Source organism: Kitasatospora sp. NBC_01302 (assembly GCF_035976515.1).
Taxonomy (GTDB): Bacteria; Actinomycetota; Actinomycetes; order Streptomycetales; family Streptomycetaceae; genus Kitasatospora.
The window spans coordinates 3479719-3506031 of record NZ_CP108404.1; the positions used below are offsets into that span (position 1 = coordinate 3479719).

19 protein-coding genes are annotated in these 26313 nt (G+C 72.8%); 5 read left to right on the plus strand and 14 right to left on the minus strand.

All coding sequences use genetic code 11. The features are described from left to right. Positions 1–7: 7 nt before the first annotated feature. A complete protein-coding gene (locus OG294_RS14790; RefSeq protein ID WP_327066969.1) occupies positions 8–910 on the plus strand; it encodes a sucrase ferredoxin in 903 nt (300 codons plus the stop codon). A gap of 234 nt (positions 911–1144) precedes the next feature. Continuing rightward, positions 1145–2200, plus strand: a complete 1056-nt coding sequence (locus tag OG294_RS14795; RefSeq protein ID WP_327066970.1) for a C40 family peptidase — start codon at positions 1145–1147, stop codon at positions 2198–2200. 100 nt (positions 2201–2300) lie between these two features. On the opposite strand, the gene OG294_RS14800 is transcribed toward OG294_RS14795, so the two are convergent. The 6 genes from OG294_RS14800 to OG294_RS14825 form a co-directional block, all read right to left on the minus strand. Beyond that, entirely contained in the window at positions 2301–3938 is a 1638-nt protein-coding gene (locus tag OG294_RS14800) for a solute symporter family protein (protein WP_327066971.1), read from the minus strand. Beyond that, positions 3935–4441 carry a DUF485 domain-containing protein gene (locus OG294_RS14805; protein ID WP_327066972.1) on the minus strand — a complete coding sequence of 169 codons (507 nt, stop codon included), beginning with the start codon at positions 4439–4441 and terminating at the stop codon, positions 3935–3937. The genes OG294_RS14800 and OG294_RS14805 overlap by 4 nt, the downstream gene beginning before the upstream one ends. A 186-nt stretch (positions 4442–4627) precedes the next feature. Continuing rightward, positions 4628–5284: a response regulator gene (locus OG294_RS14810; protein ID WP_442789329.1), complete on the minus strand. Its 657-nt coding sequence runs from the start codon at positions 5282–5284 to the stop codon at positions 4628–4630. 168 nt (positions 5285–5452) lie between these two features. Then, positions 5453–6619 (minus strand): sensor histidine kinase, encoded by a 1167-nt coding sequence (locus OG294_RS14815; protein WP_327066974.1) that lies wholly within the window; start codon positions 6617–6619, stop codon positions 5453–5455. A 33-nt stretch (positions 6620–6652) separates the two neighbouring features. After that, a complete protein-coding gene (locus OG294_RS14820; RefSeq protein ID WP_327066975.1) occupies positions 6653–7138 on the minus strand; it encodes a DUF1453 domain-containing protein in 486 nt (161 codons plus the stop codon). 143 nt (positions 7139–7281) lie between these two features. Next, a complete protein-coding gene (locus OG294_RS14825) occupies positions 7282–9393 on the minus strand; it encodes a DNA gyrase/topoisomerase IV subunit B (RefSeq protein WP_327066976.1) in 2112 nt (703 codons plus the stop codon). 501 nt (positions 9394–9894) lie between these two features. Here OG294_RS14825 and OG294_RS14830 point away from each other — a divergent pair. Then, positions 9895–10125, plus strand: coding sequence for a DUF7455 domain-containing protein (locus OG294_RS14830; RefSeq protein ID WP_327066977.1), 231 nt, complete (start codon positions 9895–9897; stop codon positions 10123–10125). 238 nt (positions 10126–10363) lie between these two features. On the opposite strand, the gene OG294_RS14835 is transcribed toward OG294_RS14830, so the two are convergent. From OG294_RS14835 to OG294_RS14865, 7 genes are all read right to left on the minus strand, one after another. Next, the gene (locus tag OG294_RS14835; RefSeq protein ID WP_327066978.1) at positions 10364–11245 is read right to left on the minus strand and encodes a S1 family peptidase; all 882 of its coding nucleotides are present in this window, start codon (positions 11243–11245) and stop codon (positions 10364–10366) included. Positions 11246–11446: 201 nt separating this feature from the next. Continuing rightward, positions 11447–13069 (minus strand): RNA polymerase sigma factor, encoded by a 1623-nt coding sequence (locus OG294_RS14840; RefSeq protein WP_327066979.1) that lies wholly within the window; start codon positions 13067–13069, stop codon positions 11447–11449. Positions 13070–13551: 482 nt separating this feature from the next. Further along, a complete protein-coding gene (locus OG294_RS14845; protein WP_327066980.1) occupies positions 13552–14484 on the minus strand; it encodes a FadR/GntR family transcriptional regulator in 933 nt (310 codons plus the stop codon). Positions 14485–14631: 147 nt separating this feature from the next. Next, positions 14632–15369: a hypothetical protein gene (locus tag OG294_RS14850; protein WP_327066981.1), complete on the minus strand. Its 738-nt coding sequence runs from the start codon at positions 15367–15369 to the stop codon at positions 14632–14634. Between the two features lie 4 nt (positions 15370–15373). Continuing rightward, positions 15374–16651, minus strand: a complete 1278-nt coding sequence (locus OG294_RS14855) for an ATP-binding cassette domain-containing protein (RefSeq protein ID WP_327066982.1) — start codon at positions 16649–16651, stop codon at positions 15374–15376. 226 nt (positions 16652–16877) lie between these two features. Continuing rightward, positions 16878–17621, minus strand: a complete 744-nt coding sequence (locus tag OG294_RS14860) for an NUDIX hydrolase (protein ID WP_327066983.1) — start codon at positions 17619–17621, stop codon at positions 16878–16880. Positions 17622–17767: 146 nt separating this feature from the next. After that, positions 17768–19720: a glycogen debranching N-terminal domain-containing protein gene (locus OG294_RS14865; protein WP_442789330.1), complete on the minus strand. Its 1953-nt coding sequence runs from the start codon at positions 19718–19720 to the stop codon at positions 17768–17770. A 693-nt stretch (positions 19721–20413) separates the two neighbouring features. Here OG294_RS14865 and OG294_RS14870 point away from each other — a divergent pair. Continuing rightward, positions 20414–21727 carry an alpha/beta fold hydrolase gene (locus tag OG294_RS14870; protein ID WP_327066985.1) on the plus strand — a complete coding sequence of 438 codons (1314 nt, stop codon included), beginning with the start codon at positions 20414–20416 and terminating at the stop codon, positions 21725–21727. 398 nt (positions 21728–22125) lie between these two features. Here the strand turns inward: OG294_RS14870 and OG294_RS14875 are convergent, their stop codons facing one another. Continuing rightward, positions 22126–23754 carry a DUF4192 domain-containing protein gene (locus OG294_RS14875; RefSeq protein ID WP_327066986.1) on the minus strand — a complete coding sequence of 543 codons (1629 nt, stop codon included), beginning with the start codon at positions 23752–23754 and terminating at the stop codon, positions 22126–22128. Positions 23755–23936: 182 nt separating this feature from the next. Between OG294_RS14875 and OG294_RS14880 the strand changes: the two genes are divergently transcribed. Further along, positions 23937–26153, plus strand: coding sequence for a RecQ family ATP-dependent DNA helicase (locus tag OG294_RS14880; RefSeq protein WP_327066987.1), 2217 nt, complete (start codon positions 23937–23939; stop codon positions 26151–26153). The last annotated feature ends 160 nt before the right edge of the window (positions 26154–26313 follow it).

The following is a 26313-nucleotide window of genomic DNA, read 5'->3' on the forward strand; positions in this document are numbered from 1 at the left end:
TGCCCGAGTGAGCACCTGTACGAACCTCTCCGCTGAACTGGCCGAGCCGCTGGCCGCCACTGCCGCGACCGCGCGGACCTGGCTCCTGATCGAGCAGAGCGGCCCCTGGGGAGCCAAGGCACTCACCGAGAGCCACCTCGACAGTCGGCTCGGCCGGGAGCTGGAGGCCGCCAGCGCGGGGACGGGCGTCCGGGTGGCGCTGATCCGGCGCCCCGGACGGCACGCCGACAACCGGCCGGCGGCCCGTCACCAGGTGATCCTCGCGCACACCGTGCCGGGGCGGGGCTGGATCCGGCGGGCCGAGTCGGCCGACCTGACGGAGCTGTCGGCGCTGGACCTGGCTGCCGCCGGAGCGGGCGACCACGGCGGCTTCGGCACCGCGCACACCGGCGGGCCGCTCGCCCTGGTGTGCACCAACGGCCGGCGCGACCGCTGCTGCGCACTGCTCGGCCGCCCGCTGGCCGCGGAGTTGGCCGCCGCCGGCCACAGCGAGGTCTGGGAGGTCACCCATCTGGGCGGACACCGGTTCTCCCCCACCATGCTGGTCCTGCCCTACGGCTATGCGTACGGGCGGTTGACCGAGGCCACGGCCAAGGAGGTGCTCGCCGTCACCACCGCCGGGCAGATGTGGCCGGCCCTCTCCCGCGGCCGCTCCTGCTGGGACCGCCCGGCCCAGGCGGCCGAGCAGGCGGTGCGCGAGCTGACCGGGGAGCACGCCGCGGAGACGCTGACGGTGACCCAGGACCCGCTGACCGAGGGTGCGTGGCGCTGCCTGGTGCGGCACGTCGACGGCCGCTGCTGGCTGGTCGAGGTGGTGCGGCGGCTGAGCGAGCCGCCCCGGCCGGAGAGCTGCGGCAAGGCCCCGGGCACACCGGTGCGCATGGAGGTGCGCTCGGTGCGGCGGAGCTGAGTGCGGCCCGCCCTGCCGGGACACCCTGTCACCGAGCGTGCACCCTCTGTCGGCGCAATCCACGGCGCCGGACGGGCCCCGGGCCGCCTAGCGTGGCGGCCGTGGGCCTCCGCCCGCGCAACGGCTTCCGCTCGCCTCGAACGGGAGCCGTAGTGCCGTGCGGAACCGGTCGCTCCCGGCCCGGTTCCGCCGTCCCGGCCGCCCGGCCGGGCGCACGGAAGGAATGCACCGGATATGAAGCAGGACCTGAGCCCGGACCTGACCTCTGCCGACCAGATACCCGACCGCGGCGCGGCCGAGGCGGCGACCCCCGCTGCCGACAGCCCGCCCCCTGCGGACGGCGCGCACCAGCGGGCCACCCGGCTGCGCCACCGGGTCGGCCTGGCCGCCGCGATCGTCGCCGGAGCCGGATCGATCGGCCTGGGCGCCGATCTCGCGAGCGCGGCGCCCGCCCCCGAGCACGTGAACAGCAGCCCTGGGCTGGTCAGCGCCGACGACCCGGTGAACGGGGACGACGCCTCGACCGGCGACGGCACCGACACCGACGCGGCCGGCGACAGCGCTCTGCTGACGGACGGGGCGACGAACGAGGGCACCGACCAGGGCGCGGCCCTGGCCGACACCTCCCAGGACCAAGGCACCACCCAGGACCAGAGCACCACCCAGGACGGCGCCACCGGCCAGGCGACCCCGGACGGGACCGCCGGCGGCGGCGACAGCGCGACCAGCGGCGACATCCAGCAGGGCTGGGACGGCTCGGTCTACTGGTTCCGCAACGGCAGCGGCGAGTGGCGCTACACCAGCGACCGCGGCGTCTACCTGAGCCGGACCGGCCCGACCGGCGCGGACGACGGCGACGGCAACGGTGGCACCGACTCCGGCACGGCCGAGTCGCCGGACACCCGCGCCGGGCAGGCCGCGAGCAGCGGCAGCGTCGAGGCGGCCATCGACTTCGCCGAGGCACAGCTCGGCAAGCCCTTCGTCTGGGGCGGCAACGGCCCCGACGGCTACGACTGCTCCGGCCTCATCCACGCGGCCTTCCGGCACGCCGGCATCTCACTGCCCCGGATCGCCAACGACCAGTACGCCGCGACCACGCCGGTCACCGCGAGCCGGATGCGCCGCGGCGACCTGCTGTTCTGGTCGTACGACGGCAGCGTCCGCGGCATCCACCACGCCGCGCTCTACCTGGGCAACAACCGCTACATCGAGGCCGCGCACCCGGGCACCTACGTCCGGATCTCCACGCTGAACAGCGGCTACTTCCCGACCTTCATCGGCCGCGTGTGACCCGCCGCGCCCCTGGTGAACACCGTGTGGACCCCGGCCGCGTGCGCGGCCGGGGTCCACACGGGTGACAGCACCCGCCGATCCGGGGACGGGGCCGGAGTCAGACCGCGCCGGCCCCGGTCAGCGAGCGGACCTCCAGTTCGGCGAACTTGTCCGCGTCCGCCCGCTCCTCGCCGCTGACCGTGCCGACCCAGCCGAGCAGGAAGCCCAGCGGGATCGAGATCAACCCGGGGTTCTCCAAGGGGAACCAGTGGAAGTCCACCGCGGGGAACATCGCGGTCTTGCTGCCGGAGACCACCGGCGAGAAGAACACCAGCACCAGTGCCGGCACCAGCCCGCCGTAGGTGGCCCAGCAGGCGCCGCGGGTGGTGAAGCGGCGCCAGAAGAGATTGTAGATCAGGGTGGGCAGATTGGCCGAGGCCGCCACCGCGAAGGCCAGACTGACCAGGAAGGCGACGTTGAGCCGCTGGGCGAACAGGCTCAGCACGATCGCCACGCCGCCGATCAGCACGGCGGCCAGCCGTGCCACCACCACCTCCTGGCGCTCCGTCACCGCCGGCCGGTCCGCACGGCGGAAGGCCTGGGCGTAGAGGTCGTGGGCGAAGGAGACGGAGGAGGCCAGGGTCAGGCCGGCGACCACCGCGAGGATGGTGGCGAAGGCGATCGCCGAGGTGAGGGCGAACAGCAGGGTGCCGCCGGTGCTGCCCTCGCCACCGCCCAGGTTGAGCGCGAGCAGCGGGACCGCCGTGTTGCCCGCCGAGTTGGCGGCCTTCACCGCCTTGGAGCCCACCAGCGCGGTGGCCCCGAGACCCAGGACGACGGTCATCAGGTAGAAGCAGCCGACCAGGCCGATCGCCCAGATGGTGGAGCGGCGGGCGGCCCTGGCGGTGGGCACGGTGTAGAAGCGGGAGAGGATGTGCGGCAGGCCGGCGGTGCCCAGCACCAGGGCCAGGCCCAGGCTGACGAAGTCGAGCCGGCTGGTGGCGGAGCCGCCGTACTTGAGTCCGGGCTCCAGGTAGCGGTCACCCGCGCCGCTGCTGCGCGCCGCGGCGTGCATCAGCTCGGCGAGGTCGAACTGGAAGCGCACCAGGACCCAGCAGGTGAGCAGGACGGCGCCGGTCATCAGCATCAGCGCCTTGACGATCTGGATCCAGGTGGTGGCACGCATGCCGCCGACCGTCACATAAATGATCATCAGGGCGCCGACGGCGACGATGGTCCAGGTGTTGGCGGCGGCCCCGGTGGTGCCCAGCAGCAGTCCCACCAGACTGCCCGCGCCGACCATCTGGGCGATCAGGTAGAGCAGGGTGACCACCACGCTGGCGCTGCCGGCCGCCGCCCGGACCGGACGCTGCCGCATCCGGGTGGCCAGCACGTCGGCCAGGGTGTAGCGGCCGGTGTTGCGCACCAGCTCGGCCACCCACATCAGGACGACCAGCCAGGCCACCAGGAAGCCGATGCTGTACAGCATGCCGTCGTAGCCGTACAGCGCGATCAGTCCGGTGACCCCGAGGAAGGAGGCCGCGGAGAGGTAGTCGCCGGAGAGCGCGATGCCGTTCTGCAGCGCACCGAAGTCGCGGCCCCCGGTGTAGAAGTCCTCGGCGGCCTGACCGCGCCGCCCCACCCACAGGGTGATGGCCAGGGTCACCACGACCACCAGCGCGAAGAGCACGACGGCCAGGCCGTGGTGGTCCCCGGAGCCGATCGAGGGAACAGCGGCGTGTGGGGTAGGAGTCATCGCAGCTGGTCCTGGGTCTCCCAGCGCAGGCCGAGGGCGGCTCGGTCGCGCTTGGTGCGGGCGTTTCGGGCGTACAGCCAGGTGATCAGGAAGGTCGAGACGAACTGGAGCACACCCAGCAGCCAGGCGATGCTGAACGGGCCGGCGACCGGGGTGCGCATCAGGTCGGGCGCCGCCGCCTGGGCCGTGACGTAGAAGAGGTACCAGCCGAGGAAGACGGCGGTGGCCGGGAAGACGAAGGTCCGGTAGTTGCGGCGGATCTCCTGGAACGCGGCGCTCTGCTGGACCTCGCGGTAGACCTCGGCGGCGGCCGGATCCGGGGCGGGTTCGACGGGTTGGAGTGGCCGCTGGGCAGGAACCGCGCTGCGGGTCGCGACCTCGCGGGTGGCGGGCCGGACGGCCGCGCCGGGGGGACCGGACGCACCTGGGGTCGACCACCAGTCAAATCGCTGGCCCTGCCGGGGCGTCCGGCCGGTCGATCCGGTGACTTCGTGCTGTGCCAATGCTGCTCCTGGCCCGGGATGCACCACCGAGCGGTGGGGCGTCGGGTATCGGCACCGGGCACTCCGGACGACCCGCCCCGAAGATCCATGCGGCGTACCGACGGCGCCCTGACGGGAACCATGATGGCAAGTCAGAAACCGAAATGTGGCATTCAGCCAGGATTTTCACCCGATGAGGTGAGATCACTAGGTTCGCGAACTACCGGAAATCCCATGCCTGAAGGCATAGCTGACCGCTTGCGCACGGTCCCGGACGGCGGTTTTCGCGAAGAGGTTGTTGATATGCGTCTTGACGGTCGCCGGGCTGACGAACAGTGCCTCGGCGATCTCCGCGTTGGACAATCCCTCGGCGATCAGCGCCAGCACCTCGGCCTCACGCGCCGTCAGTCCGTCGGGCAGCTGGCGCTGGCCGGCCGGCGCCTGGGCCGCCGGCTCGGCCTGGTGCGGCTCACCCGGTGCTGCGGGCGCGGCCGGCGCGGCACCGGCGAGCCGCTCCAGCAACCGTCGCTGCACCTGGGGCGAGAGACCCGCCGCACCCGCCCGGACATCGGCGATGGCCCGGGCGATCTCCTCGGCGCCGGCGTCCTTGGTGAGGTAGCCCCGCGCACCCGCCTGCAGTGCGGGGAAGAGCGAGTCGTCCTCCGCGTAGGTGGTGAGCACCACCACCTCGGTGCCCGGGTGGTCCGCCCGGATCAGCCGGGTGGCCTCCACCCCGTCGCAGCGCGGCATCCGCAGGTCCATCAGCACCACGTCCGGGGCGTGCTCGGCGACCATCCGCACCGCCTCCTCGCCGTCCGCCGCCGCCCCCACCACCGTGATCCCGGGCAGCAGGCCCAGCAGCATCACGATGCCCTCGCGCACCACGGTCTGATCGTCGGCGACCAGCACCCGTGTCTGTGACGCCGCGTCCTTCGCCCCGCTCCGCTCGTGCACCGGCCACCCCGTTCCGCGCTGCGCGCGCTCGTTCCGTCCTGCCTACCGCTCCTTCTTACCGCGCCGGGCGCGTCGCGGTCACGCAGGCAGCCGCAGCCGCACCAGCCAGCCGTCCGCCTCGGGGCCGGCCTGCAGACTGCCGCCGATCAGTTCGGCCCGCTCGCGCATGCCCAGCAGTCCGTAACCGTTTCCGCTGGCGGCCAGCTCCGACAACCCGCCCCCGGCCGGTCCGCCGTCGTTGCGAACCAGCAGCTCCACCTCCTGGTCGAGGTACTGCAGTTCCACCGTGCGGTGGGCCCGCGGCGCGTGCTTGCGGATGTTGGTGAGTGCCTCCTGCGCCGTGCGCCGCACCGCCAGGCCGACCTCGGCGTTGAGCGGGCGGGGCGTGCCGGTCACGGTCAGCCGGGCCTGCTCCTGCTGGGCCAGCTCCACCAGGAACTCACCGACCGGGGTGAACTCGCCGCGCAGCGCGGAGAGCGCCTGCTTGGTCTCCTTGAGTCCGTCCTGGGCCATCCGGCGGGCCGCCACCACGCGCTCCCTGATCTGCTCCCGGTCGGCCCCGCCGTCCAGCATCAGCCGGGCTGCCTCCAGATGGACCAGCTGCGCCGAGAGACTGTGCGCCAGCACGTCGTGGATCTCCCGGGCGATCCTGGCCCGCTCGGCCAGCGCCGCGCTCTCCGCCTCGGCCGCCCGGGCCGCCTGTTCCTGCTGGAGCAGGCGCTGCGCGGTGCCACGGGCCTCGGCGTCCAGTCGCAGCAGGTAGCCCAGCAGGAGCAGGCCCGCCACGGTGGCGAGCAGTGCGAGGAAGGTGTTCCCGCCGGTCACCGCGAACGAGGCGAGAGCGGCCGCGCAGGTGGGCAGCGCGGCCGCGAGCGGCAGGCGCTGCAGGGCCACCACCGCGAGCACGCACCAGATCACGTCGGCCAGGGTGTCGGCCCCGATGTGGTGCGCGAGCGGGGCCAGGACCAGCAGCTGCCCGGCGACCGCCAGCGACCAGCGGATCCGGTGCCGGCGGGTGGTCCGGTAGAACAACTGGAGCAGGGCGACCGCGGCGACCAGCAGGACCGCCGCCCCGGCGACGGTCCCGGCGCCCCCGGCCAACCGGTCGCCGTTGAAGGTCCCCAGGACCAGCCCCGTCAGCATGGCCAGCCGGCCGACGCCGGAGAGCATCAGGCCGGGCAGCGACCGCTTCTCCCGGGACAGGGCCTCCCGCGAGGGCCAGCGCGTCCAGGTGTCCAGCGGCACGGGCAGTGGTCCTTCCAGGGTGGCGTCGCTGATTCAGACCACCGCACGCAGGTTCTGCGAGCCGTCCAGCATGCGGGCCCTCCAGTTGACCACGACACCGCGCACCAGCAGCAGCGCGCCCAGCGTGAGCAGCAGCGAGCTGGAGTTCTGGTGCACGTGCATCGCGCTGCCGAGCCCGTACAGACCCACCCGCAGGACGATCAGGCCCGCCCACGCGGCGACCGTGGCGACAGTGCCCTTGACCCAGATCGCGCCGTCGCTCTCCCGCCAGATCCTGACCGTCCAGCCCCAGGCCGAGCCCATGGCCACCACGACCACGACCGAGGCGAGCAGCAGGCCGATCGCCGTCCCCCGGTGGGCCGGGTCGATCAGGTGCGGGTCACGCAGCGCCAGCGCACCGAGGACCACCGGCAGGACCCAGAAGCGACGCTCGGTGTTGACCTTGCGCGCCTGGAACTGGCGGCGGGCGATGAAGACGACCACCACGAGAATGATGAGGATGTTGCTCAGCGCGACCATCGGAGCGCTCCATCTCGAACGGAGAGGATTCTGACGCTCTCGACGCTACGGATCGCGCGCCGCCGGCTGATCGGCTCCAGGGTTGATTCAACGCCGAGGGGGGCTCTCCACCCCTGGGTGGAGAGCCCCCCTCGCGATCACCGTCAGGCGTCGATCCGCGAGCGGTCCAAGGTGGCCGCCGAGTCGACGATGAACTCCTTGCGAGGGGCCACGTCGTTGCCCATCAGCAGGTCGAAGACCTGCTCGGCCGCAGGCAGGTCGCCGAGGTTGATCCGGCGCAGCGTGCGGTGGCGCGGGTCCATCGTGGTCTCGGCCAGCTGGTCGGCGTCCATCTCGCCCAGGCCCTTGTACCGCTGCACCGGCTCCTTCCAGCGCAGGCCCTTGGCCTGGAACTCCAGCAGGGTCCGGCGCAGCTCCGCGTCGGAGTACGTGTAGTGGTACTTCTCCTGGCCGCGCTTGGGGTTGGTGAGCTCGATCCGGTGCAGCGGCGGGACCGCCGCGAAGACCCGGCCCTGCTCGACCATCGGCCGCATGTAGCGCTGAAAGAGCGTCAGCAGCAGGATCCGGATGTGTGATCCGTCGACATCGGCGTCGGCCATGAAGATCACCCGGCCGTAGCGGGCCTGGTCGATGTCGAAGGTGCGGCCGGAGCCCGCTCCTATCACCTGGATGATCGCCGCGCACTCGGCGTTCTTGAGCATGTCCGAGACCGAGGCCTTCTGGACGTTGAGGATCTTGCCGCGGATCGGCAGCAGCGCCTGGAACTCGGAGTTGCGGGCCAGCTTGGCGGTGCCGAGCGCGGAGTCGCCCTCGACGATGAACAGCTCGCTGCGCTCCACGTCGTCGCTGCGGCAGTCGGCCAGCTTGGCGGGCAGCGAGGAGGTCTCCAGCGCGGTCTTGCGGCGCTGGGCCTCCTTGTGCTGGCGCGCGGCGACCCTGGTCCTGGCGGCTGCCACGACCTTCTCCAGCACCGCCCTGGCCTGGACCTTCTCGTCCTTCTTGGACGAGGTCAGGAAGGCCTTGAGCTCTCGGGCGACCACCGCGGCCACGATCCGGTTGGCGGCCGAGGTGCCGAGCACCTCCTTGGTCTGCCCCTCGAACTGCGGCTCGGCCAGCCGGACGGTGACCACGGCGGTCAGGCCCTCGGTGGCGTCGTCCTTGGTGATGTCGTCCTCGGCGACCCGCAGCAGCTTGGCCGCGCGCAGCGCCTCGTTGACCGTCTTGGCCAGCGAGCGCTCGAAGCCGGTGACGTGGGTACCGCCCTTGGGCGTGGCGATGATGTTGACGAAGGAACGCAGCGTCGTGTCGTAGCCGGCGCCCCAGCGCAGCGCGATGTCCACGCCGAGCTCACGGGTGACCTCGGTGGGGGTCATGTGGCCGAGGTCGTCCAGGACCGGAACGGTCTCCTTGAAGGTCCCCTCGCCGCGCAGCCGCAGCACGTCGCAGACCGGCTTGTCGGGCGCCAGGAACTCGCAGAACTCGCCGATCCCGCCGTCGAAGCGGAAGGTGGACTCCTCGACCTTGTCGCTCTCCGTCAGCCGCTCGTCACGCACCACGATGGTCAGGCCGGGGACCAGGAAGGCGGTCTGGCGGGCGCGGTTGTGCAGGTTCTCCAGGGAGAGCTTGGCCTCCTTGAGGAAGATCTGCCGGTCGGCCCAGTAGCGGATCCGGGTGCCGGTGCGGGTCTTGGGCACCTTGCGGGCCTTGGTGAGGCCGCTGGCCGGGTCGAACGGGGCGTCCGGGCTGAGTTCGGTGAACACACCCGGGGTGCCGCGGCGGAAGCTGATGGCGTGGGTGTGGCCACTGCGGTCCACCTCCACGTCGAGCCGGGCGGAGAGTGCGTTGACCACGGAGGCACCGACGCCGTGCAGGCCGCCGGAGGCCGCGTAGGAGCCGCCGCCGAACTTGCCGCCCGCGTGCAGCTTGGTCAGCACGACCTCGACGCCGGACAGCCCGGTCTTCGGCTCCACGTCCACCGGGATGCCGCGGCCGTTGTCGCGCACCTCCACCGAGCCGTCGTCGTGCAGCAGGACCTCGATCCGGTCGCAGAACCCGCCGAGCGCCTCGTCCACCGCGTTGTCGATGATCTCCCAGAGGCAGTGCATCAGGCCGCGGCTGTCGGTGGAACCGATGTACATGCCGGGCCGCTTGCGGACCGCCTCGAGCCCCTCGAGGACGAGCAGATGCCGAGCGGTGTAGTTGGATCCGTCTTCCGTGGCACGCAGGGCAGGCGGCACGGTCGTTTCGGCGCTCACGCGGTGCACTCCTCCAAAGAGACTTCTGACTCGGTCCGGCGATTCCCGGATCTCCCCCGGCGGCGCCCGCTTTCGCGCACAGCCGGCCACTGCATGATCCGCCCCGACTCCGCAGCTTGTACGCGCTGCGCGAACACGGGTCGAGCCCGGTCCGGTCGGCGGGAGTGCCATCTCGCCCGCGCCCGACGGGTCCTGGCGGACCGTCGAGCCGTCCGCGAGCGCTGGAACTGCCGAGATGCAGGCTACCCGGGCTTGGGGCGGGGCTTATGCTCCAACCCAGTAGGGGATTATGCTACGCCCACCTTCGGACAACAGTTCGAAGATGCGTTCGAGTGATGGAGAGGTCGCGGTTTCCGGCGCGCATGAACCACCGGCGCCCGGGGCACGTCCTCATCAACACAGCAGAATCCTCAGAGAAGAAAAGCCACGAGCGGGAACGTTTTCGACCTGGTTGGATGTTGACCCTGGTACGACAGCTCGTCGAGCTAGAGAAGAGGCGACGTGACTACTGTTCTGACACCTGCGAGCCCGCTCACCGCGGCTGACCGCTGCGACCGCTGCGGCGCCCAGGCATACCTGCGCGTCGTACTGGCCAGTGGCGGAGAGCTGCTCTTCTGCGCCCACCACGGGCGGAAGTTCGAGCCGGAGCTCAAGAAGATCGCCGTGGAAATACAGGACGAGAGCGGTCGTCTCGCCACCACGGCGGCCTCGGCCGCCAGCGACGAGCGCTGAGCGTTCGGCGCTCCCTTGACGCGCTGAGGTCGGCCCTTGCGGGCCGGCCACTGGGCGGCAGGCCGTAGGGCCTGCCGCCCAGCGTCATACCCGGATCTGCCAGTCCGTGACCATCCGGTCACTTCGGGCTACGGGCGTCGCGGCAAGACGGCCACCTCATCCGGGAGCTGACCCGCCGTCGGCCTTGACCGAGCCGAGCGGCGGCGTTGGCGCGACCCTGCTCAGACCATCACCCTGATCACAGCTGGGTGCCGACCTCGTCCGCGACGGCCGACAACCGGGTGTAGACACCCGGATGGTTCGCCTCCGCACAACCGGTCCCCCAGGAGACCAGGCCGACCAGTCGCCCGTTGACCACCAGCGGGCCACCACTGTCGCCCTGGCACGCGTCCTTGCCACCCCGTGCCTCGCCGGCGCAGACCATGCCGCGCGGATCGAAGGCCCCGTCGGGGCCACCCGGGTAGTCACGCGCACACACCGAGTCGGCCACCATCGGCACATCGACGCTGCGCAGGCTGTCGGCGTACCGCGCGCGGCCGGTGGTGTCGCCCCAGCCGTAGACCTGCGCCCGCGTACCGGCGGCATACGGCAGCGTCTCTCCCTGCCCGACCATCGGCAGGACCGCCCGGCCCTCCTGCGGGGCGGCCAGCGTGAGCACCGCCACGTCCTGCATGTTCTGCTGGAACGAGTACTGCGGATGGACCCAGACGTTGGTCACGGGCACCTCGGCGCCGTCCTGCCCGGTCAGGTCGGTCCGACCGACGATCACCCGCAGGTCCGGGCGCTCCACGATGCGGCCCTCGCGCTCGTCGTAGAAGCAGTGCGCAGCCGTCACCACCTTGGTCGGGGTGACCAGCGTGCCGCCGCAGAACTGGCCCGAGCGGGCGTCGCCGAACTCCGGCCGACTGGCCACCGCGACCATCCACGGCCGCTGCAGGGTGCTGTCGGAGCGGCCACCCACGATCCGGCGGTCCGCCTGGGCCGGCGTGGCACCCACCGAGACCAGCGCCACCGGCAGCGCGGCCAGCAGGGCCGCCACCACTACCCGCCGCCGGGGCACCGGCCCCGGCGGCGGCGTGCGGCGGACATCAGGGCCGGTCGAAACGGACGAGATGGACATCACAGTGCACTCCGGGCGATTCGGCAGCAGGCAACCGCCACAGCGTAGTCACAATCTCACCCTGAGTTTCCATGAGTCGGCGTTCAAACACCCGGACGAGGGATATCCGAGGCGGCCGGATGACGCCCGCGGTCGGACCCCGAGCCCAGAACGCGCGAAGGCCCGGAGCAGACGCGCTGCTCCGGGCCTTCGCGTACGGGATCAGTCCAGGTAGTCGCGCAGCACCTGCGAGCGCGAGGGGTGACGCAGCTTGGACATGGTCTTCGACTCGATCTGGCGGATGCGCTCACGGGTGACCCCGTAGACCTTGCCGATCTCGTCCAACGTCTTCGGCTGGCCGTCGGTCAGGCCGAAGCGCATCGAGACCACGCCGGCCTCGCGCTCGCTCAGGGTGTCGAGCACCGAGTGCAGCTGCTCCTGGAGCAGGGTGAAGGAGACCGCGTCAGCCGGGACGACCGCCTCGGAGTCCTCGATCAGGTCACCGAACTCGCTGTCGCCGTCCTCGCCGAGCGGGGTGTGCAGCGAGATGGGCTCGCGGCCGTACTTCTGGACCTCGATGACCTTCTCGGGCGTCATGTCGAGTTCCTTGGCCAGCTCCTCCGGGGTGGGCTCGCGACCCAGGTCCTGGAGCATCTGGCGCTGCACGCGGGCCAGCTTGTTGATGACCTCGACCATGTGCACCGGGATACGGATGGTGCGGGCCTGGTCGGCCATGGCGCGGGTGATCGCCTGACGGATCCACCAGGTCGCGTAGGTCGAGAACTTGTAGCCCTTGGTGTAGTCGAACTTCTCGACCGCACGGATCAGACCGAGGTTGCCCTCCTGGATCAGGTCCAGGAAGAGCATGCCGCGACCGGTGTAACGCTTCGCCAGCGAGACCACCAGGCGGAGGTTGGCCTCCAGCAGGTGGTTCTTGGCCCGGCGGCCGTCCTCGGCGATGATCTCCAGCTCGCGCTTGAGCTTGGGGGCGAGCTTGTCGGCCTGGCTGAGCTTGTCCTCGGCGAACAGGCCGGCCTCGATGCGCTTGGCGAGCTCGACCTCCTGCTCGGCGTTGAGCAGCGGGACCTTGCCGATCTGCTTCAGGTAGTCCTTGACCGGGTCGGCGGTGGCACCGGCGACGGCGACCTGCTGGGCAGGCGCGTCGTCCTCGTCGTCGTCGGAGAGGACGAAGCCCTCCGACTCCTCCTCGGGCTCCGCGTCGCCGTCGGTCTTCCCGGCCGGGGTCGCCACGTCCTCGAGCAGCTCGTCATCGCCGAGCAGCTCCTCGTCGCCCTTCTCCCCCTTGGCGGCGGTCTTCTTGGCGACCGCCTTCTTGGCGGGAGCAGCGGCCTTCTTCGCCACGGCCTTCTTCGCGGGGGCGGCAGCGGCGACCTTCTTCGCGACCATGGGGGTCGAGCCGAGGTCCGACTGCGCGTCCAGTGCGGTGTCCACGGTGACCGAGACCACAGAGGCGACGGCCGCCGGAGCCACCGTCGCGGCGGGCGCGATCCGCACCGGGGGCTTGGTCTGGGCAACCGGGGTACGCGTGGTGACCGCCTTGGTGGCGGTGCGCTTGGTGGTGCTCTTGGCCGCAACGCTCTTGCGCTTGGCGGCGGACGGCTCGGCCGCGCTCACCATCAGGTCCACCCCTTCCTCAATCAACACCTGGTTGAGGCTGCGCATGACGTTCTTCCACTTGGTGACCGGGATCTGGTCCGCCTCGAAGGCCTGGCGCACGTCGTCACCGGCGATCTGCCCCTGGGCCTTGCCCCGCTCGATGAGCGCCAGCAGGGCCGCGGACTCTGCGATCTCGGGGGGGAGCGAACGGGATGTGCTGGCCGACACGAACAACCTCTCGGACGAAGAGTGGACTCGAACCCGTACCGGACCGCCCGAGTGGGCGAGGAGGAAAGACGCGCCACGGGGCACGACAGGTTCCGACCGGCTCGGACTTGAGGACTGGGTTAGCAGGACGCTGGGTAGGTGGGACGGCAGCAGCGCCGCAGACCAACACAGCATTCTGACATGGCGCGGGTATTCCGGAGCTGCTTCCGCTCCGTACACATCGCTGCCGCTCCCCAAGTGTTACGCATGCCGCTCGTGGCACAGGTCACACGCCTCCCCGGACTGAGGTCCCGGACCGTCGGCCGTCACAGCCGCGGGCCCTCCGGGTGGACGCGATGTGTCTCGCGCGGGCATCCGGAGGGCACTGTCCAGATCCGATGGCTCCGTGGCCGGCCTCACTCAGTGTTCACGACTCGGTGTTCGCGCGGGCGCTCGCGGCCCAGTGGCTCTGCCCCGGGCGCTCGCGGCTCGGTCTGCCGCGCTCAGTGCTCGCGAGGCGCCGGCACCGCGTGCTCGACGTCCGGGTGCACGGTGAGCAGCGCGCGCATGGCCGCCTCGGCCGCCGTGCCGTCCCCGGTGCCGAGTGCGTCGACCAGGCGGGCGTGCAGGCTCACCGAGGTCTCTGACGGCCGCTCGCAGGCGGTGGCCGGGCCACCACTGACCTGGAGCGCGGCGGCCACGATGCTGGAGAGGTGCTCCAGCATCCGGTTGCCGGCCATCTGCAGGACCAGGACGTGCAGCTCGGCGTCGGCGCGCGAGAAGGTGATCAGATCGCCCTGGGCCGCTGCGTGGCCCATGATCTCGGTCATCTCGGCCAGCCGCTGCTGGATCTCCTCGCGGCCGTGACCGGCGGCGAGGCGGGCGGCCAGCGGCTCGATCGCCCAGCGCATCTCGAACAGCTCGCGGCGCTGCTCGTCACGCTGCGGGCCGAAGGCGCGCCACTCGATGATGTCCGGGTCGAGGAGGTTCCAGTCGGCGACCGGACGCACCCGGGTGCCGACGTTGGGACGCGCGCTGACCAGGCCCTTGGCCTCCAGGACGCGCAGTGACTCGCGCACCACGGTGCGCGACACCTCGAAGCGCTGGCCGATCTCCTCGGGCACCAGCGGGCGGTCGGCCCCCAGGTCGCCGGAGACGATCATCTGACCGAGCTGCTGGACGAGCTGCCCGTGCAGCCCACGGCCTCGGCTGCTGGCAGTCTTGCGGCCGACCCGGGCGAGATCACTCTCCGCCCCGTCCCAGCGGGGGACAGGAGGGGTCGGCCGATCGGCGTAGGAGAAACGGTCGAGCTCGCTGGCGCCGGGCGCGGTGGACTCGGCGGTGCGGGCGACGGTCATGGCGGGGTGCGCAAGGGTACTCACACGTCCTTTGTCGGCGATCGGCAGGCACGACTTGAGGATTCTCGTGAAAAGCACACGAAAGGGTGATCGCCCATGGTTGGATAATTGACTTCTTATTAGGAAGAAATGGCCATATCGGGCAGCGAGTTGCCAGCGGTTCGCCGACTTTTGCGACCATGGCCTGCGCCGAGTCAGCTACCGCGGAAGCAGACTGACGGATCATCAGTACGAGCGGCGTCGGGCCTGGACCGCCAGGCAGGCCGCCAGCAGCAGTGCAGCCGGCAGCAACAGCACGGTGAGGGCCTGGGCCGAAGCGGTCGGCCCCCAGTTCAGGCCCTCGTGCCGCAACAGGTCCAGCGTCCGGGGCAGGGCGAATCCGTCGACCAGCATCGGCAGCGCGCAGAACAGCAGCACCCCGGCCACCGCGCTGCGGGTCAGTGCCGCAGTCAGGATGCCGATCCAGGCAGCCGCGACGACGAGGCCGGTGAAGGTCGCGAGTGCCAGCAGCGGGCTGTGGTCGGTGCGGAGCAGGTGGGGCAGCAGCAGGCGCGCGGGCGCAGCGGCGGACGCGTCCGCGACTCGGGCCGTCAGGCCGCCGATCAGGAAGGACGCCAGGGCGAGCAGCGCGGCAACGGCCCCGACGACCGCGAGCTTGGCGAGCAGCAGGCGCAGCCGGGACGCGTAGCGGACCTGCGAAGCCGCCAACCCGGGACACCTGACCTCGTGGGCCGAGGCCAGTGCGCCGAGCAGCCCGGCGCCGAGGGCGGCGAGCGGGAGGCCCAGCAGCGGGAGCACGCCCGTGACCAGTTCCACGGCCTCGGACACGTGCAGCGGGCCGGGAGCGATCCGCCGGGCGAGCAGGGCGCTCTGGGCGGCGCCGGCGAGCAGCGTGGCGGCGAGGATCAGCCAGGTCGACCGAAGACCCAGCAGGCGTCGGACTTCGTAGGCCAGTACGCGCACGGGATCATCCGTTCCAGTGATCGGGCCCGGTCAGGGGCTGGGGAATCGGTTCGGTGACGGGGTCGGCAGCTGCCACCGGGGCCGGGAGCAGCGCGGCAGGGCCGGTCGGAGCGGACGGCACGGGGCCGGTCGACGCAGCCGTGGACAACGGTGACCCGGAGGGAGCAGGAGTGGACGGCGCGGCGTCGAGCGCGAGGCCGGATGTGGGGGGAGCCGGAAGCGGCTGGCTCGGGGCGCGGTCGGCCGGGGACGAGGCCGGGAGGACCGCCTGCGGTTCGGCCGCGGCCACCCGCCCCGGACTCACCGCGGCCAGGGCCATGGTCCGCTCCCGGGCGGTGAGCGAGGTGACCCGGCGCAGCTTCACGGTGGACACCACTCCCGGCTGCGCCGCAGGCGGCAGGACCGTGCGGGGCGCCGGCTGCTCGACCACGCGGTCGGCCAGTTCGTGCAGCAGGATGCCGCTGCGGTAGGCGAGCTCGCCGATCTCGGTGCGTCCGAGGCCGCTGACCGCGAGGCCGGCACCGCCGTCCCGGCGGACCTCGGCCCCTTGGGACACCAGCAGGTCCGCCAGGCGGGCCATCTGCGGTCCGCGGACCGACACCTCGGGCTGCAGCCTGGTGCGACGGAATTCCGCGACCGGCTGGTCCGCGACCATCCGACCGGCGTCCAGTGTCACCACCCGGTCGGCCAGCAGCGCCGCCTCCCGGGGTTCGCGGGTCGTGATCACCACCGATCCGCCGCCGGCCGGGAAGGCCCGGATGAAGGCGTGCAGCCACTCGGCGTTGCGCGGGGACAGCCCCTCGGACGGCGCGTCCAGCAGCAACGCCTCGGGGGCGCCGAGCAGGGCGACGGCCAGGGCGAGTCGGCGGTTCATGCCCGGGGAGAAGGAGCGCAGGCGGTGTTCGGCGACGCCGGCCAGCCTGGTCTGCTCCAGCAGTTCGTCGGCCCGCCGCGCCGGGACACCGACCGCGGCGGCCAGCATCCGCAGATGACCGCGGGCCGTTCGACCTGGGCTGCCGGGCAACTGGTGCACCGTCTGCAGGAGCACCCCGACCTCGCGTTCGGGGCGGCGCAGTCGACGGTAGGTGCGCCCGTTGAAGAGCGTCACGCCCTTGCCTCGCTCCAGCTCCAGCATGAGCCGCAGCGTCGTGGTCTTGCCCGCCCCCTCGGGGCCGAGCAGCGCCACCACCGAGCCGGGGCCCACGTCGAAGCCGAGGTCGGCCACCGCGGGGTCCTGACCGCGGCGGTAGACCTTGGTGAGTCCATGGACCTGGATCGTCACTGGCTGCTCCCACGTGCTCCGGCTGCCCCGGCGGCGCGGGCCGCTCCGGTTTCAGCACCTGCTCCGGATTCAGCACCCTAGGGCGAACATCGGGAGATTTCGGGCATTGCGGAGACGGCGCGGGCCACCCGGCTGCCCAGCTCACTCGATCAGGGGACAGTGGCCGCACCGTTGTTCACCCCATGGCACGGGCAGCATCGGCGGGTCGCCCAGGTCCTGGTCGGGCTCAGGACTCCGGGCGCAGCATCGGCGGGTTGAGCACGGTCGCTCCGCCTGCCCTGAACAGCTGCGCGGGACGCCCGCCCTGACGGGTCGTCGTGCCGCCGGACGGCACCAGGAAGCCGGGGGTCCCGGTCACCTTGCGGTGGAAGTTGCGCGGGTCCAGCACCACGCCCCAGACCGCTTCGTAGACCCGGCGCAGCTCGCCGACGGTGAACTCCTCGGCGCAGAAGGCGGTGGCCAGTGCGGAGTACTCGATCTTCGACCGGGCGCGCTCGACGCCGTCGGCGAGGATCAGGGCGTGGTCGAAGGCGAGCGGCTCGCGATCGGCCGGGCCGGGGCCGAGCAGCTCGCTGACCGGCGCCCAGCGGGCTCCGCGCGCGTCGCCGCCCGGCTTGGGGGTCGGCAGGTCCGGGGCCAGCGCCAGGTGCGCCACGCTCACCACGCGCATCCGCGGGTCACGCTGCGGGTGCCCATAGGTGGCCAGCTGCTCCAGGTGTGCCCCGGCCGCCGCCTGACCGGCCGACGAGTGGGCACGCAGTCCGGTCTCCTCGGCCAGCTCCCGCGAGGCCGCCTCGCCGAGCCCCTCGCCCGGCCGCACGAAGCCGCCGGGCAGCGCCCAGTAGCCCTGGAAGGGAGGCTCGCCCCGGCGCACCAGCAGCGCGCAGAGTTCGTGCTCCCGGACCGTCAGCACCACCAGGTCGACCGTGACAGCGAACGGGGGAAAGGCCGACGGGTCATAGCGCGACATGGCGTCGATCATAGTCGTCTTTCTGACGATAAACACGGGGCGGCAGTAATCCCGAACCGAGCGTGAGGCTCCGGGGCAGCGCAGCTGCGCGGAACGGCGGAGCAGCACACATATCGGACCCGCCGACCCGAGTGGCTGACCTGCCGTCAGCTCGCGCCGAGTTGGAGCTCCGCGGAGGCCTCCTCGACGACGGCCACGCCGATTCGGCTCACCCGGACCGAGAACGGCTCCCCCGCGACCCGCAGGCCGCCAAGTTCGAGTTCGCCGAGGGGCGCGGTACTGGCCGGACGGACCACGACCCGCCCGGCGGGAACGTCGGGCCGCACTCCGGCCAGCGCGAAGACCGCGTGCGCGGCGCCTGCCGCGGACCCCGCAGCGGGGCGACAGGCAGCCGGATGCGGTACCGGTGGGCAGTCCGGTAGTCGCTGCTCCCCGGCGTACATCTCCGGCAGTCGCCCGGCGAAGTGTGCGGAGGCGGCCAGCAGCCCCTCCAGCAGGGCTCCGGCCTCGCGCTCGAACCCGGCTTCGGCCAGCCCGGCAACCGCGAGGGCCGTCTCCTGGACCCGGACCGCCCCGCTGCGGTGCCCCAGCGGATTGAAGCGCGGGGACTTGGCGCTCAGGGTTCGAAGCCCCCAGCCGCAGTCCAGCTCGGGCGCGGCCAACCGCTGGGCCAGCAGCCGGGTCTGCTCACGGTCGAGCAGGCCCGGCAGCGCGGCGCCCTCCGCCGCGAGCCCCAGGTCAAGGAGGTGGCCGAAGGAGGCGGTCACCGCGGAGAGCGGACGACCATCGACGGTCAGCGCAGCGGCCGGGCGCCCGCCGGACAGGTCGTCCACCCAGAACCGCTCACGGAACCGGCCGCGCAGCCCCTGCGCCCACTCCCGCCAGTCCGCGGCTCCCGGTCGCCCGAACGCCTCCAGCAGCTCCGCGCCGTGCAGGGCGGCCCGGTGCGCCTGGGCCTGGACCTCGCAGCGTGCGGTGGGTGGTTTCCCCGTGCGGTCGTCCTGGTAGCGGCCGAGATCGGTGACGAAGCCGTCGATCGGACTGGTCGCCATCGTCGACCGCAGCGCGCCCAGGGCGCGCTCGGCAGCCGGCAGCAACTCGGTGACCTCCTGCCGGGGCAGGCCCCAGCGCCAGGCCTCGGCCAGCACCGTGACGAAGAGCAGGGTCGCCTCGGTGGCCGTGCAGGACGGGGGCAACTCGGGGCCGGCATGGCGCAGCGGGCCGGGGATGATCCCCTCCCCCCTGCCCCCGACCGCGTTCGCCGTCTGCTGGCGGCGGGCCAGCGCTCGCAGTGTGCCGCCCGCCAGCCGGACACCGAGCGGGAGCGTGAGGCGGGCCGCCCAGAGCGCGTCGGCGGGCGCCAGTCCGAACCGCCAGGGCGCGCCCGACGCCGTGTAGAGGTCGGTCGGCCGATCGGGGTCGGCGAGCAGCAGACCGCCGAGCGCGTCCAGCGAGCGCCTGACGAGGAGCTCGGCGCGGGGATCGTCGCAGCGGATCGCGGGCTCGGTCCACGGCGCGGGCACCCCGGCGCCACGGCCGATCGGCGGACGGAGGGCGGTCGCGGCGGCCTCGACCTCCACCCGCAGCTCCACCGACCAGCGGGCACCGGGCTGGACCTCCAAGTCCCAGCGGAGCACCCCCGCCCCGGCCAGGACCGCGTGCGGCGAGGGCTTGGCGCTCACGGTCGCGCTGTGCCCGCGGCCGATCCAGCGCAGCCCCGAGGACTGGACCTGGCCCGCCACGTCCGGCGGCCTGGCTCCGGCGGCGATGTCCGCAAGACTGCCGAGATCCGTCCCGAGCGCGATCTCCAGCGGCAGCCTGGCAGCTCGGCTGCCGGCGTTGCGCACCGTGAGGGTCTCCACCCCGTCGGCGTGGCGCAACCGCTCCACGGTGAGGGCCGGATCGGGGTCGAGTTCACCCGGCACCCGCACCGCACCGAGGAACCTGGCCTGCGCCGCCGAGGTGAGGGCGCCTTGCAGGGCGAGCGGTTCAACGCCGCCGACCCGCACCTCCATCCGGCTCAGCGTACGGATGCCGGACCGGAAGAAGCCGTGCAGTCCGTGGCCGCGCAGCTGACCGTCGGAACCGGAAGCGGCCATCGCCGGGGCGCTGACGCAGAGGACATCGGCGTGCGCCGATGCGGGCAGTCGGCGGGCCGGCAGCGCGGGGCGGCCAGCACCGGCGACAACGGGGTCGGGCCGCCCCGGGGTGGGCCGGGAGCCACCGACCGTCTCGGCCGGCAACGCGGTCTGGACTGGCCTGGGCGCCGTCACCGGACTCTCCTCCTGTCGAGCGGCAGGGCGGGCCCGCAGGCCACGACTACCGCAGGTGGTCTCATCGAGGCGCGGGCCCGGGCAAGCACCTCCCGGCGGATCGCCCGGCTCACCGGGAAGACCGGCGCCCCGGCCCGGATCCACCGGCCCTGTGTTCCCCTGTCGGTGAAGCCTGTGGCCGCGGCAGGGCCGGTGGCGACCCTCAGAGTGAACGCAGCGCACGGTGCACAGGTCACGCCCCGCTGCTCGATGGACCTCCCCGGGGGCGAATCCCGAACAAGCGACCGTGGCCTGTGGAGCGGTCCGGGATCTTGTGAGGGCACCGTCTGGTTCCGAGGGGCGGCACCGGAGGCGCTCACTCGGCGTCAGGATACGGTGCCGACGTGGCACCGCCCGTACCGGGAAGTCCACAGGTCGGCGTCGATCGGCCCCCGGGCGCCGCTCGGGTGCCGCCCTTGGCGACGGCACTTGCGGAAACGTGCGAGCACCCGCCGCACCGAGCACTGACCGAGGAGTCTCATGAGCGTCGTGATCCGACAGCCCGGCGTCGTCCTGACCGATCATCTCTTCCAGGTGCCGCTGGATCACGCCGCACCGCAAGGGGAGCAGATCGAGGTCTACGCCCGTGAGGTGGTCGCGGCCGGCAAGGAGCGGTCCGACCTGCCCTGGCTGCTCTACCTGCAGGGCGGCCCCGGTGGCCGAGCGGCACGGCCGCTCGGCCGGGACAGCTGGCTCGACCGCGCCCTGGACGACTACCGGGTCCTGCTGCTGGACCAGCGCGGCACCGGGCGCTCGACGCCGGCGACCCGGCAGACCCTGCCGCTGCGTGGCGGCGCCGCCGAGCAGGCCGAGTACCTCTCGTACTTCCGCGCGGACTCGATCGTCCGCGACGCCGAGCTGATCCGGCGTCAACTGCTGGGTGATCGGGGGCATTGGAGCCTGCTCGGGCAGAGCTTCGGCGGCTTCTGCACCCTCACCTACCTGTCGCTGGCGCCCGAGGGACTGCGCGAGGCGCTGATCACCGGCGGCCTGGCCGGTCTGCAGAGCAGCGCCACGGACGTCTACCGGGCGGCGTACCCACGGGTGGCCCGCAAGAACGCCGCACACTACGCGCGCTACCCGCAGGACGTCGAGGCGGTGCGGCGGGTCGTCGAGCACCTGGCCGTGGCGCCCGCCCAGCTGCCCGGCGGCGGGCTGCTGACCGTGCCGGCATTCCAGGCTCTCGGACTGATGCTCGGGTCCGGCACCGGTTCCGACTCGCTGCACTACCTGCTGGAGGACGCCTGGGTCCGGGGCAGCGCCGGGCTCGAACTGTCCGACACCTTCCTGACCGGCGCCCAGTCGAAGCTCTCCTTCGCGGACGGCCCGCTCTACGCCGTGCTGCACGAGTCCATCTACGGACAGCGGTCGGTGAACCCCGGACCGACGGGCTGGGCGGCCGAACAGGTCCGCAAGGAGTTCCCGGAGTTCGACGCGGCCCGGGCTCTGGAGGAGGGCACGCCGGTGCGGTTCACCGGGGAGATGATCTACCCCTGGATGTTCGAGACCGACCCCGCCCTGCGCCCGCTTCAGGAAGCCGCGAACCTGCTGGCCCAGCGCACGGAATGGCCCGACCTCTACGCACCGGCGGTCCTGGCCGCGAACGAGGTCCCGGTGGCCGCAGCCGTGTACCACGACGACATGTACGTGGACACCGCCGACTCGCTGGCGACGGCCGATGCCGTGCGGGGGCTGCGGACCTGGGTGTCCAACGAGTGGGAGCACGACGGACTGCGGGTCAGCGGCGGGCAGGTCCTGGACCGGCTGATCCGGATGGTCCGCGGACAGCTGTAGCGGCCGTCGCCGGTACCAGCGGTGCGGTGGCCGGCGCGGTGGGTTCCGCGCCGGCCGGCGCACGGCACGTGCGGCACAGCGGCTGCGCGGACCGAGCGCCGACCTCGGCCGGCGGCGCGCTCGCGTCGAGACCGGGGCGCAGCGGGTGGCTGGAGCAGGAGCCGGGCCTGCCGGGGCGCGGGCGGCGCCCTGACGTCCGGCTCCGTGTTCGTGGTCACCCGTGGCGGGAGCAGGCGTCGCCGCCTGCCGACCGGGGCGCCGCAGGAACGGGCGGGCGACCATCCATGGGGCGGGAGTGGCCTCCGGCCTGGTCCCGCCCACCGGCGCGGACGTCGGTGTGGGCGCGGCGGGCATCGGCTCGAGCACCGGTGCGGTCGGGTACGTGGCGGGGTGGCTGGTCATGTCAGGCTCCGAATCGTGCTGGTGGTGGACTTCCGGCGGAACTGGCCGCCGCGACGGGTCTGCTGGGCGAGGCGGCCCGGCAGCGGCGGGTCGATGCGGGCGCTTGGCGGCTGGTCGGTGTCGGGCGAGGAGTTGGGGGGCCGCGGAGGCCGCTGCTTCCTCGATCCGTCCCGGGAGCGCTGCGGCGGGATCAAGCCCCGGTCCGCCGGCGTGGCCCGGTGCGACGAGCCGGTTGATCCGCCGGCTGATCCGTGCGCCGAACCGGCGTCGGCTGGACCCGGGCGAGGGCCCGCACGACCTCGACTGCGTGGGCTCGCGGGGCCCCGCGCGGGCCGCGGCGGCGGGCCGGGATCTCCCGGCGGGGTCTCGAAGCTCTCGGGCGCCGGTGCCGCGTCGGACTCCTGGGCGGCCTCAACCGGGGCAGCGGGATCACCGGGGCGCCGCGGGAAGGGCCCACCGCCCAGACCGGCCGCCCAGCCCGGAGTCTCGGCGCTACCGGGGGACGAGCCCGGATCGCCCCGCCGGGCACGCTCCGCCCGCACGATGCTGAGCAGTCCCTCGGGCTCCAATCCGCCGTTCAGTGAGCGGTAGAGCAGGTCGGCCAGGGTGTACGAGGGATCGAGATCGAGTGCCTTGCCGAGGGCGACCCGGCTGGTGGCGGTGTCGCCGGCCAGCCACGACGTCCAGGCCAGCAGCGTCAGCGGCGCTTTCGCGAAGGCCTCGTAGGGCGACACGCAGCGTCTGCTGAGGAACCGCCACAGACGCTGGGCGGCGGCCAGCTCGTCCGGCTCTGCGTACTCGGCTGCCCGGTCCCGGTTCGCCCGGTCCTGCAGGGCCACGATCAGCCGGGCGGCACGCGTGTCGTCCGGCATCGGCGCCCCGGCCTGGGAGTCGGCGATGGCCTCGGCGATCAGCCGCGCCACGGCTTCGTGCGTCCGCTCGCTGCCGTCCGGCCGGCTGAGGTCCCCGATCAGGGAGCTCATCTGCAGCTCCAGGGCCTCGCGCTGCGCCGCGCTCTGCGGTGGGCCGATCGGGTCCAGCGCGACGCCGATCGCCTTGCGGCTGCCGCGCGGCGCGAGTCCGGCGTAGGTGGCAGCGGCCACCACGGCCAGCGGGTCCTGGCCTGCGAAGACCGCGGTGCCGCCCGGATCGCAGCAGGCCGGGTCAGTACAGAGGAAGGACCACCAGCGACCGCCGGAGAGGCAGAGCGACTCCTTCACCGGCACCTCGAATTCGCGGAACACCCGGAGCAACTGGTCGGCCAGCGGCCTCAGCTGCCTGCGGGCCGGCCGGGCCCCCGGCTCGGGATCCCGGCACAGGTAGAGCAGGACCGCATCAGGCCGTCGCTGGCGCCGCTCGGAGAGGGAGATCAGCAACCGGGCGAGCTCGACCGCGATGAGCGGCCACTGGTCCGGATCCTCGGGGATGTCGAGCCGGATCGCTCCGCCCTGCCGGGCGGCCGGGCCGTGCAGCCCGACCGCCACGATGCTGTCGTCCGGGTAGAAGCCCAGCAGGTACGGCAGCATGGCGGCCATGTCGGCCGGGCCCCGCATACGCACCAGCTGGTGCCCGGAGAGCCCGGAGAGTTCGTTCTGGGACGCGTTCGTCAAGTCGTCGTGTGTCATGGGGGAAGCGTGCGGCGCGCAGCCGCGTCCCGGGGAAATCTCTCCACGGCTGTGGAAAACCCCGGCCCTGTGGACAACCGGTTGCCGCCGTGTGAGTGAATCGGGCTGCCGGGTAGGCGAGTTGTCCACAGCCGGGGCCGCCGGTTCGCCTCTCGTCCGCCCGGCAGGGTTACATAGGGGCCATGGACCAGTCGGTGCCCGCCCCCAGCCAGCACAGCCCCGCCCACGAAGCCCCCGCTCCGGGCGGCGGCGATCGCGCGGCCGTGCGCGCCCGCGCCGAGGCCGTGCTGCGCGAGCTCGCGGGGCCGGACGCCCGGCTGCGCGAGGACCAGTGGCTGGCCATCGAGGCCCTGGTGGTCGACCACCGCCGCGCTCTGGTCGTCCAGCGCACCGGCTGGGGAAAGTCGGCCGTCTACTTCATCGCCACCGCCCTGCTGCGGTCCGGCGGTGCCGGGCCCACGGTGATCGTCTCCCCGCTGCTCGCACTGATGCGCAACCAGGTCGACTCCGCGGCCCGGGCCGGGATCCAGGCCCGCACGATCAACTCCGCCAATCCGCAGGAGTGGGAGGAGATCCAGGCCGAGGTGGCAGCCGGCACCGTGGACATCCTGCTGGTCAGCCCGGAGCGGCTGAACAACCCCGACTTCCGTGACCAGGTCCTGCCCAAGCTCGCGGCCTCCACCGGCCTACTGGTGGTCGACGAGGCGCACTGCATCTCGGACTGGGGCCACGACTTCCGCCCCGACTACCGCCGGCTGCGGACCATGCTCGCCGACCTCTCCCCCGGTGTCCCGGTGCTGGCGACGACCGCCACCGCCAACGCGCGGGTCACCGAGGACGTCGCCGAGCAGTTGGGCACGGCCGGCTCCGACGGTCGGGCGCTGGTGCTGCGCGGCCCGCTCGACCGGGAGAGCCTGAGCCTGGCGGTGCTCTCGCTGCCCGATCCTGCCCACCGCCTGGGCTGGCTCGCCGACCACCTGGACGAGCTGCCCGGCTCCGGCATCATCTACACCCTGACGGTGGCCGCCGCCGAGGAGGTCACCGACTTCCTGCGTGGTCGCGGTTTCGCCGTGGCCTCCTACTCGGGGCGCACCGAGGACGCCGAGCGGCGCACCGCCGAGGCCGATCTGCTGGCCAATCGTGTCAAGGCCCTGGTGGCCACCTCGGCCCTCGGCATGGGCTTCGACAAGCCCGACCTCGGCTTCGTGGTGCACCTGGGGTCGCCGGGCTCACCGATCGCCTACTACCAGCAGGTCGGCCGAGCCGGCCGCGGCGTGGACCGCGCCGAGGTCCTGCTGCTGCCCGGCCGCGAGGACGAGGCGATCTGGCGGTACTTCGCCTCCCTCGGCTTCCCCGCCGAGGAGCAGGTCAGGCGCACGCTCGACGCACTGGCCGAAGCCGGTCGGCCGCTCTCGACAGCCGCCCTGGAGACCCGCGTCGACCTGCGCCGTGCCCGGCTGGAGACCATGCTCAAGGTCCTTGACGTGGACGGCGCCGTTCAGCGGGTGCGCGGCGGCTGGCAGGCCACCGGCACGCCGTGGGTCTACGACGGCGAGCGCTACGCCAAGGTCGCCCGGGCCCGGACGGACGAACAGCAGGCCATGCGCGAGTACGCGGGCGGGCAGCACTGCCGGATGGAGTTCCTGCGCCGCCAGCTGGACGACGAACAGGCCGTGCCGTGCGGGCGCTGCGACGTCTGCGCCGGGCCCCGGCACAGCGATTCCGTCTCGACGCAGGCCCTCGAAGCCGCCCGGGCCGCCCTGGGGCGCCCCGGGGTCAGCTTCGAGGCGCGTCGGCTCTGGCCCACCGGCATGGAGGCCCTCGGCGTGCCCCTCAAGGGGCGGATCCCGGCCGATGAGCAGGCACAGGTCGGCCGGGCCCTCGGCCGGCTCTCCGACATCGGCTGGGGTGGCCGGCTGCGGGCCCTGCTCGCCGAGGGCGCACCCGACTGCGCCGTGCCCAAGGACGTGCTGGACGCCCTGGTCAGCGTCCTGGCCGACTGGGCCCGCGGCCCGGGTGGCTGGGCCAGCAGTGCTCCGGAGACCGGCCGCCCGGTGGGCGTGGTCACGATGGCGTCCGCCTCCCGGCCGGAGCTGGTGGGCACCTTGGGGGCGCGAATCGCGGAGGTCGGCCGTCTGCCACTGCTCGGCCGGATCGAGTACGCGGACGGGCGACCGCCCTACGGCGCGCGCAGCAACAGTGCCCAGCGGCTGAACTCCCTCGCAAGTGCCCTGGTACTGCCCGCCGAGCTGGCGGCTTCGCTGGCCGGTGCGCCCGGGCCGGTGCTGCTGGTGGACGACCTGGTCGACAGCGGATGGACGGTGACCGTGGCCGCGCGGCTGCTGCGCCGGGCCGGCGCGCAGGCCGTGTTGCCGCTGGTTCTGGCAGTGCAGGGGTAATCGGACGGCCGTGTGGGACGGCTGAGTTCTCCTGATGCGGGAGCGATCAAGCGGAGCTTGAGCCATCCGGGGAATATATCCGGCAGAACCGCGGCTTTCGGGCGGAATTGGCCACCTCGTCGTTGCCGCTCCGGCCATCTGACGTGAGAATTGCCGCGTA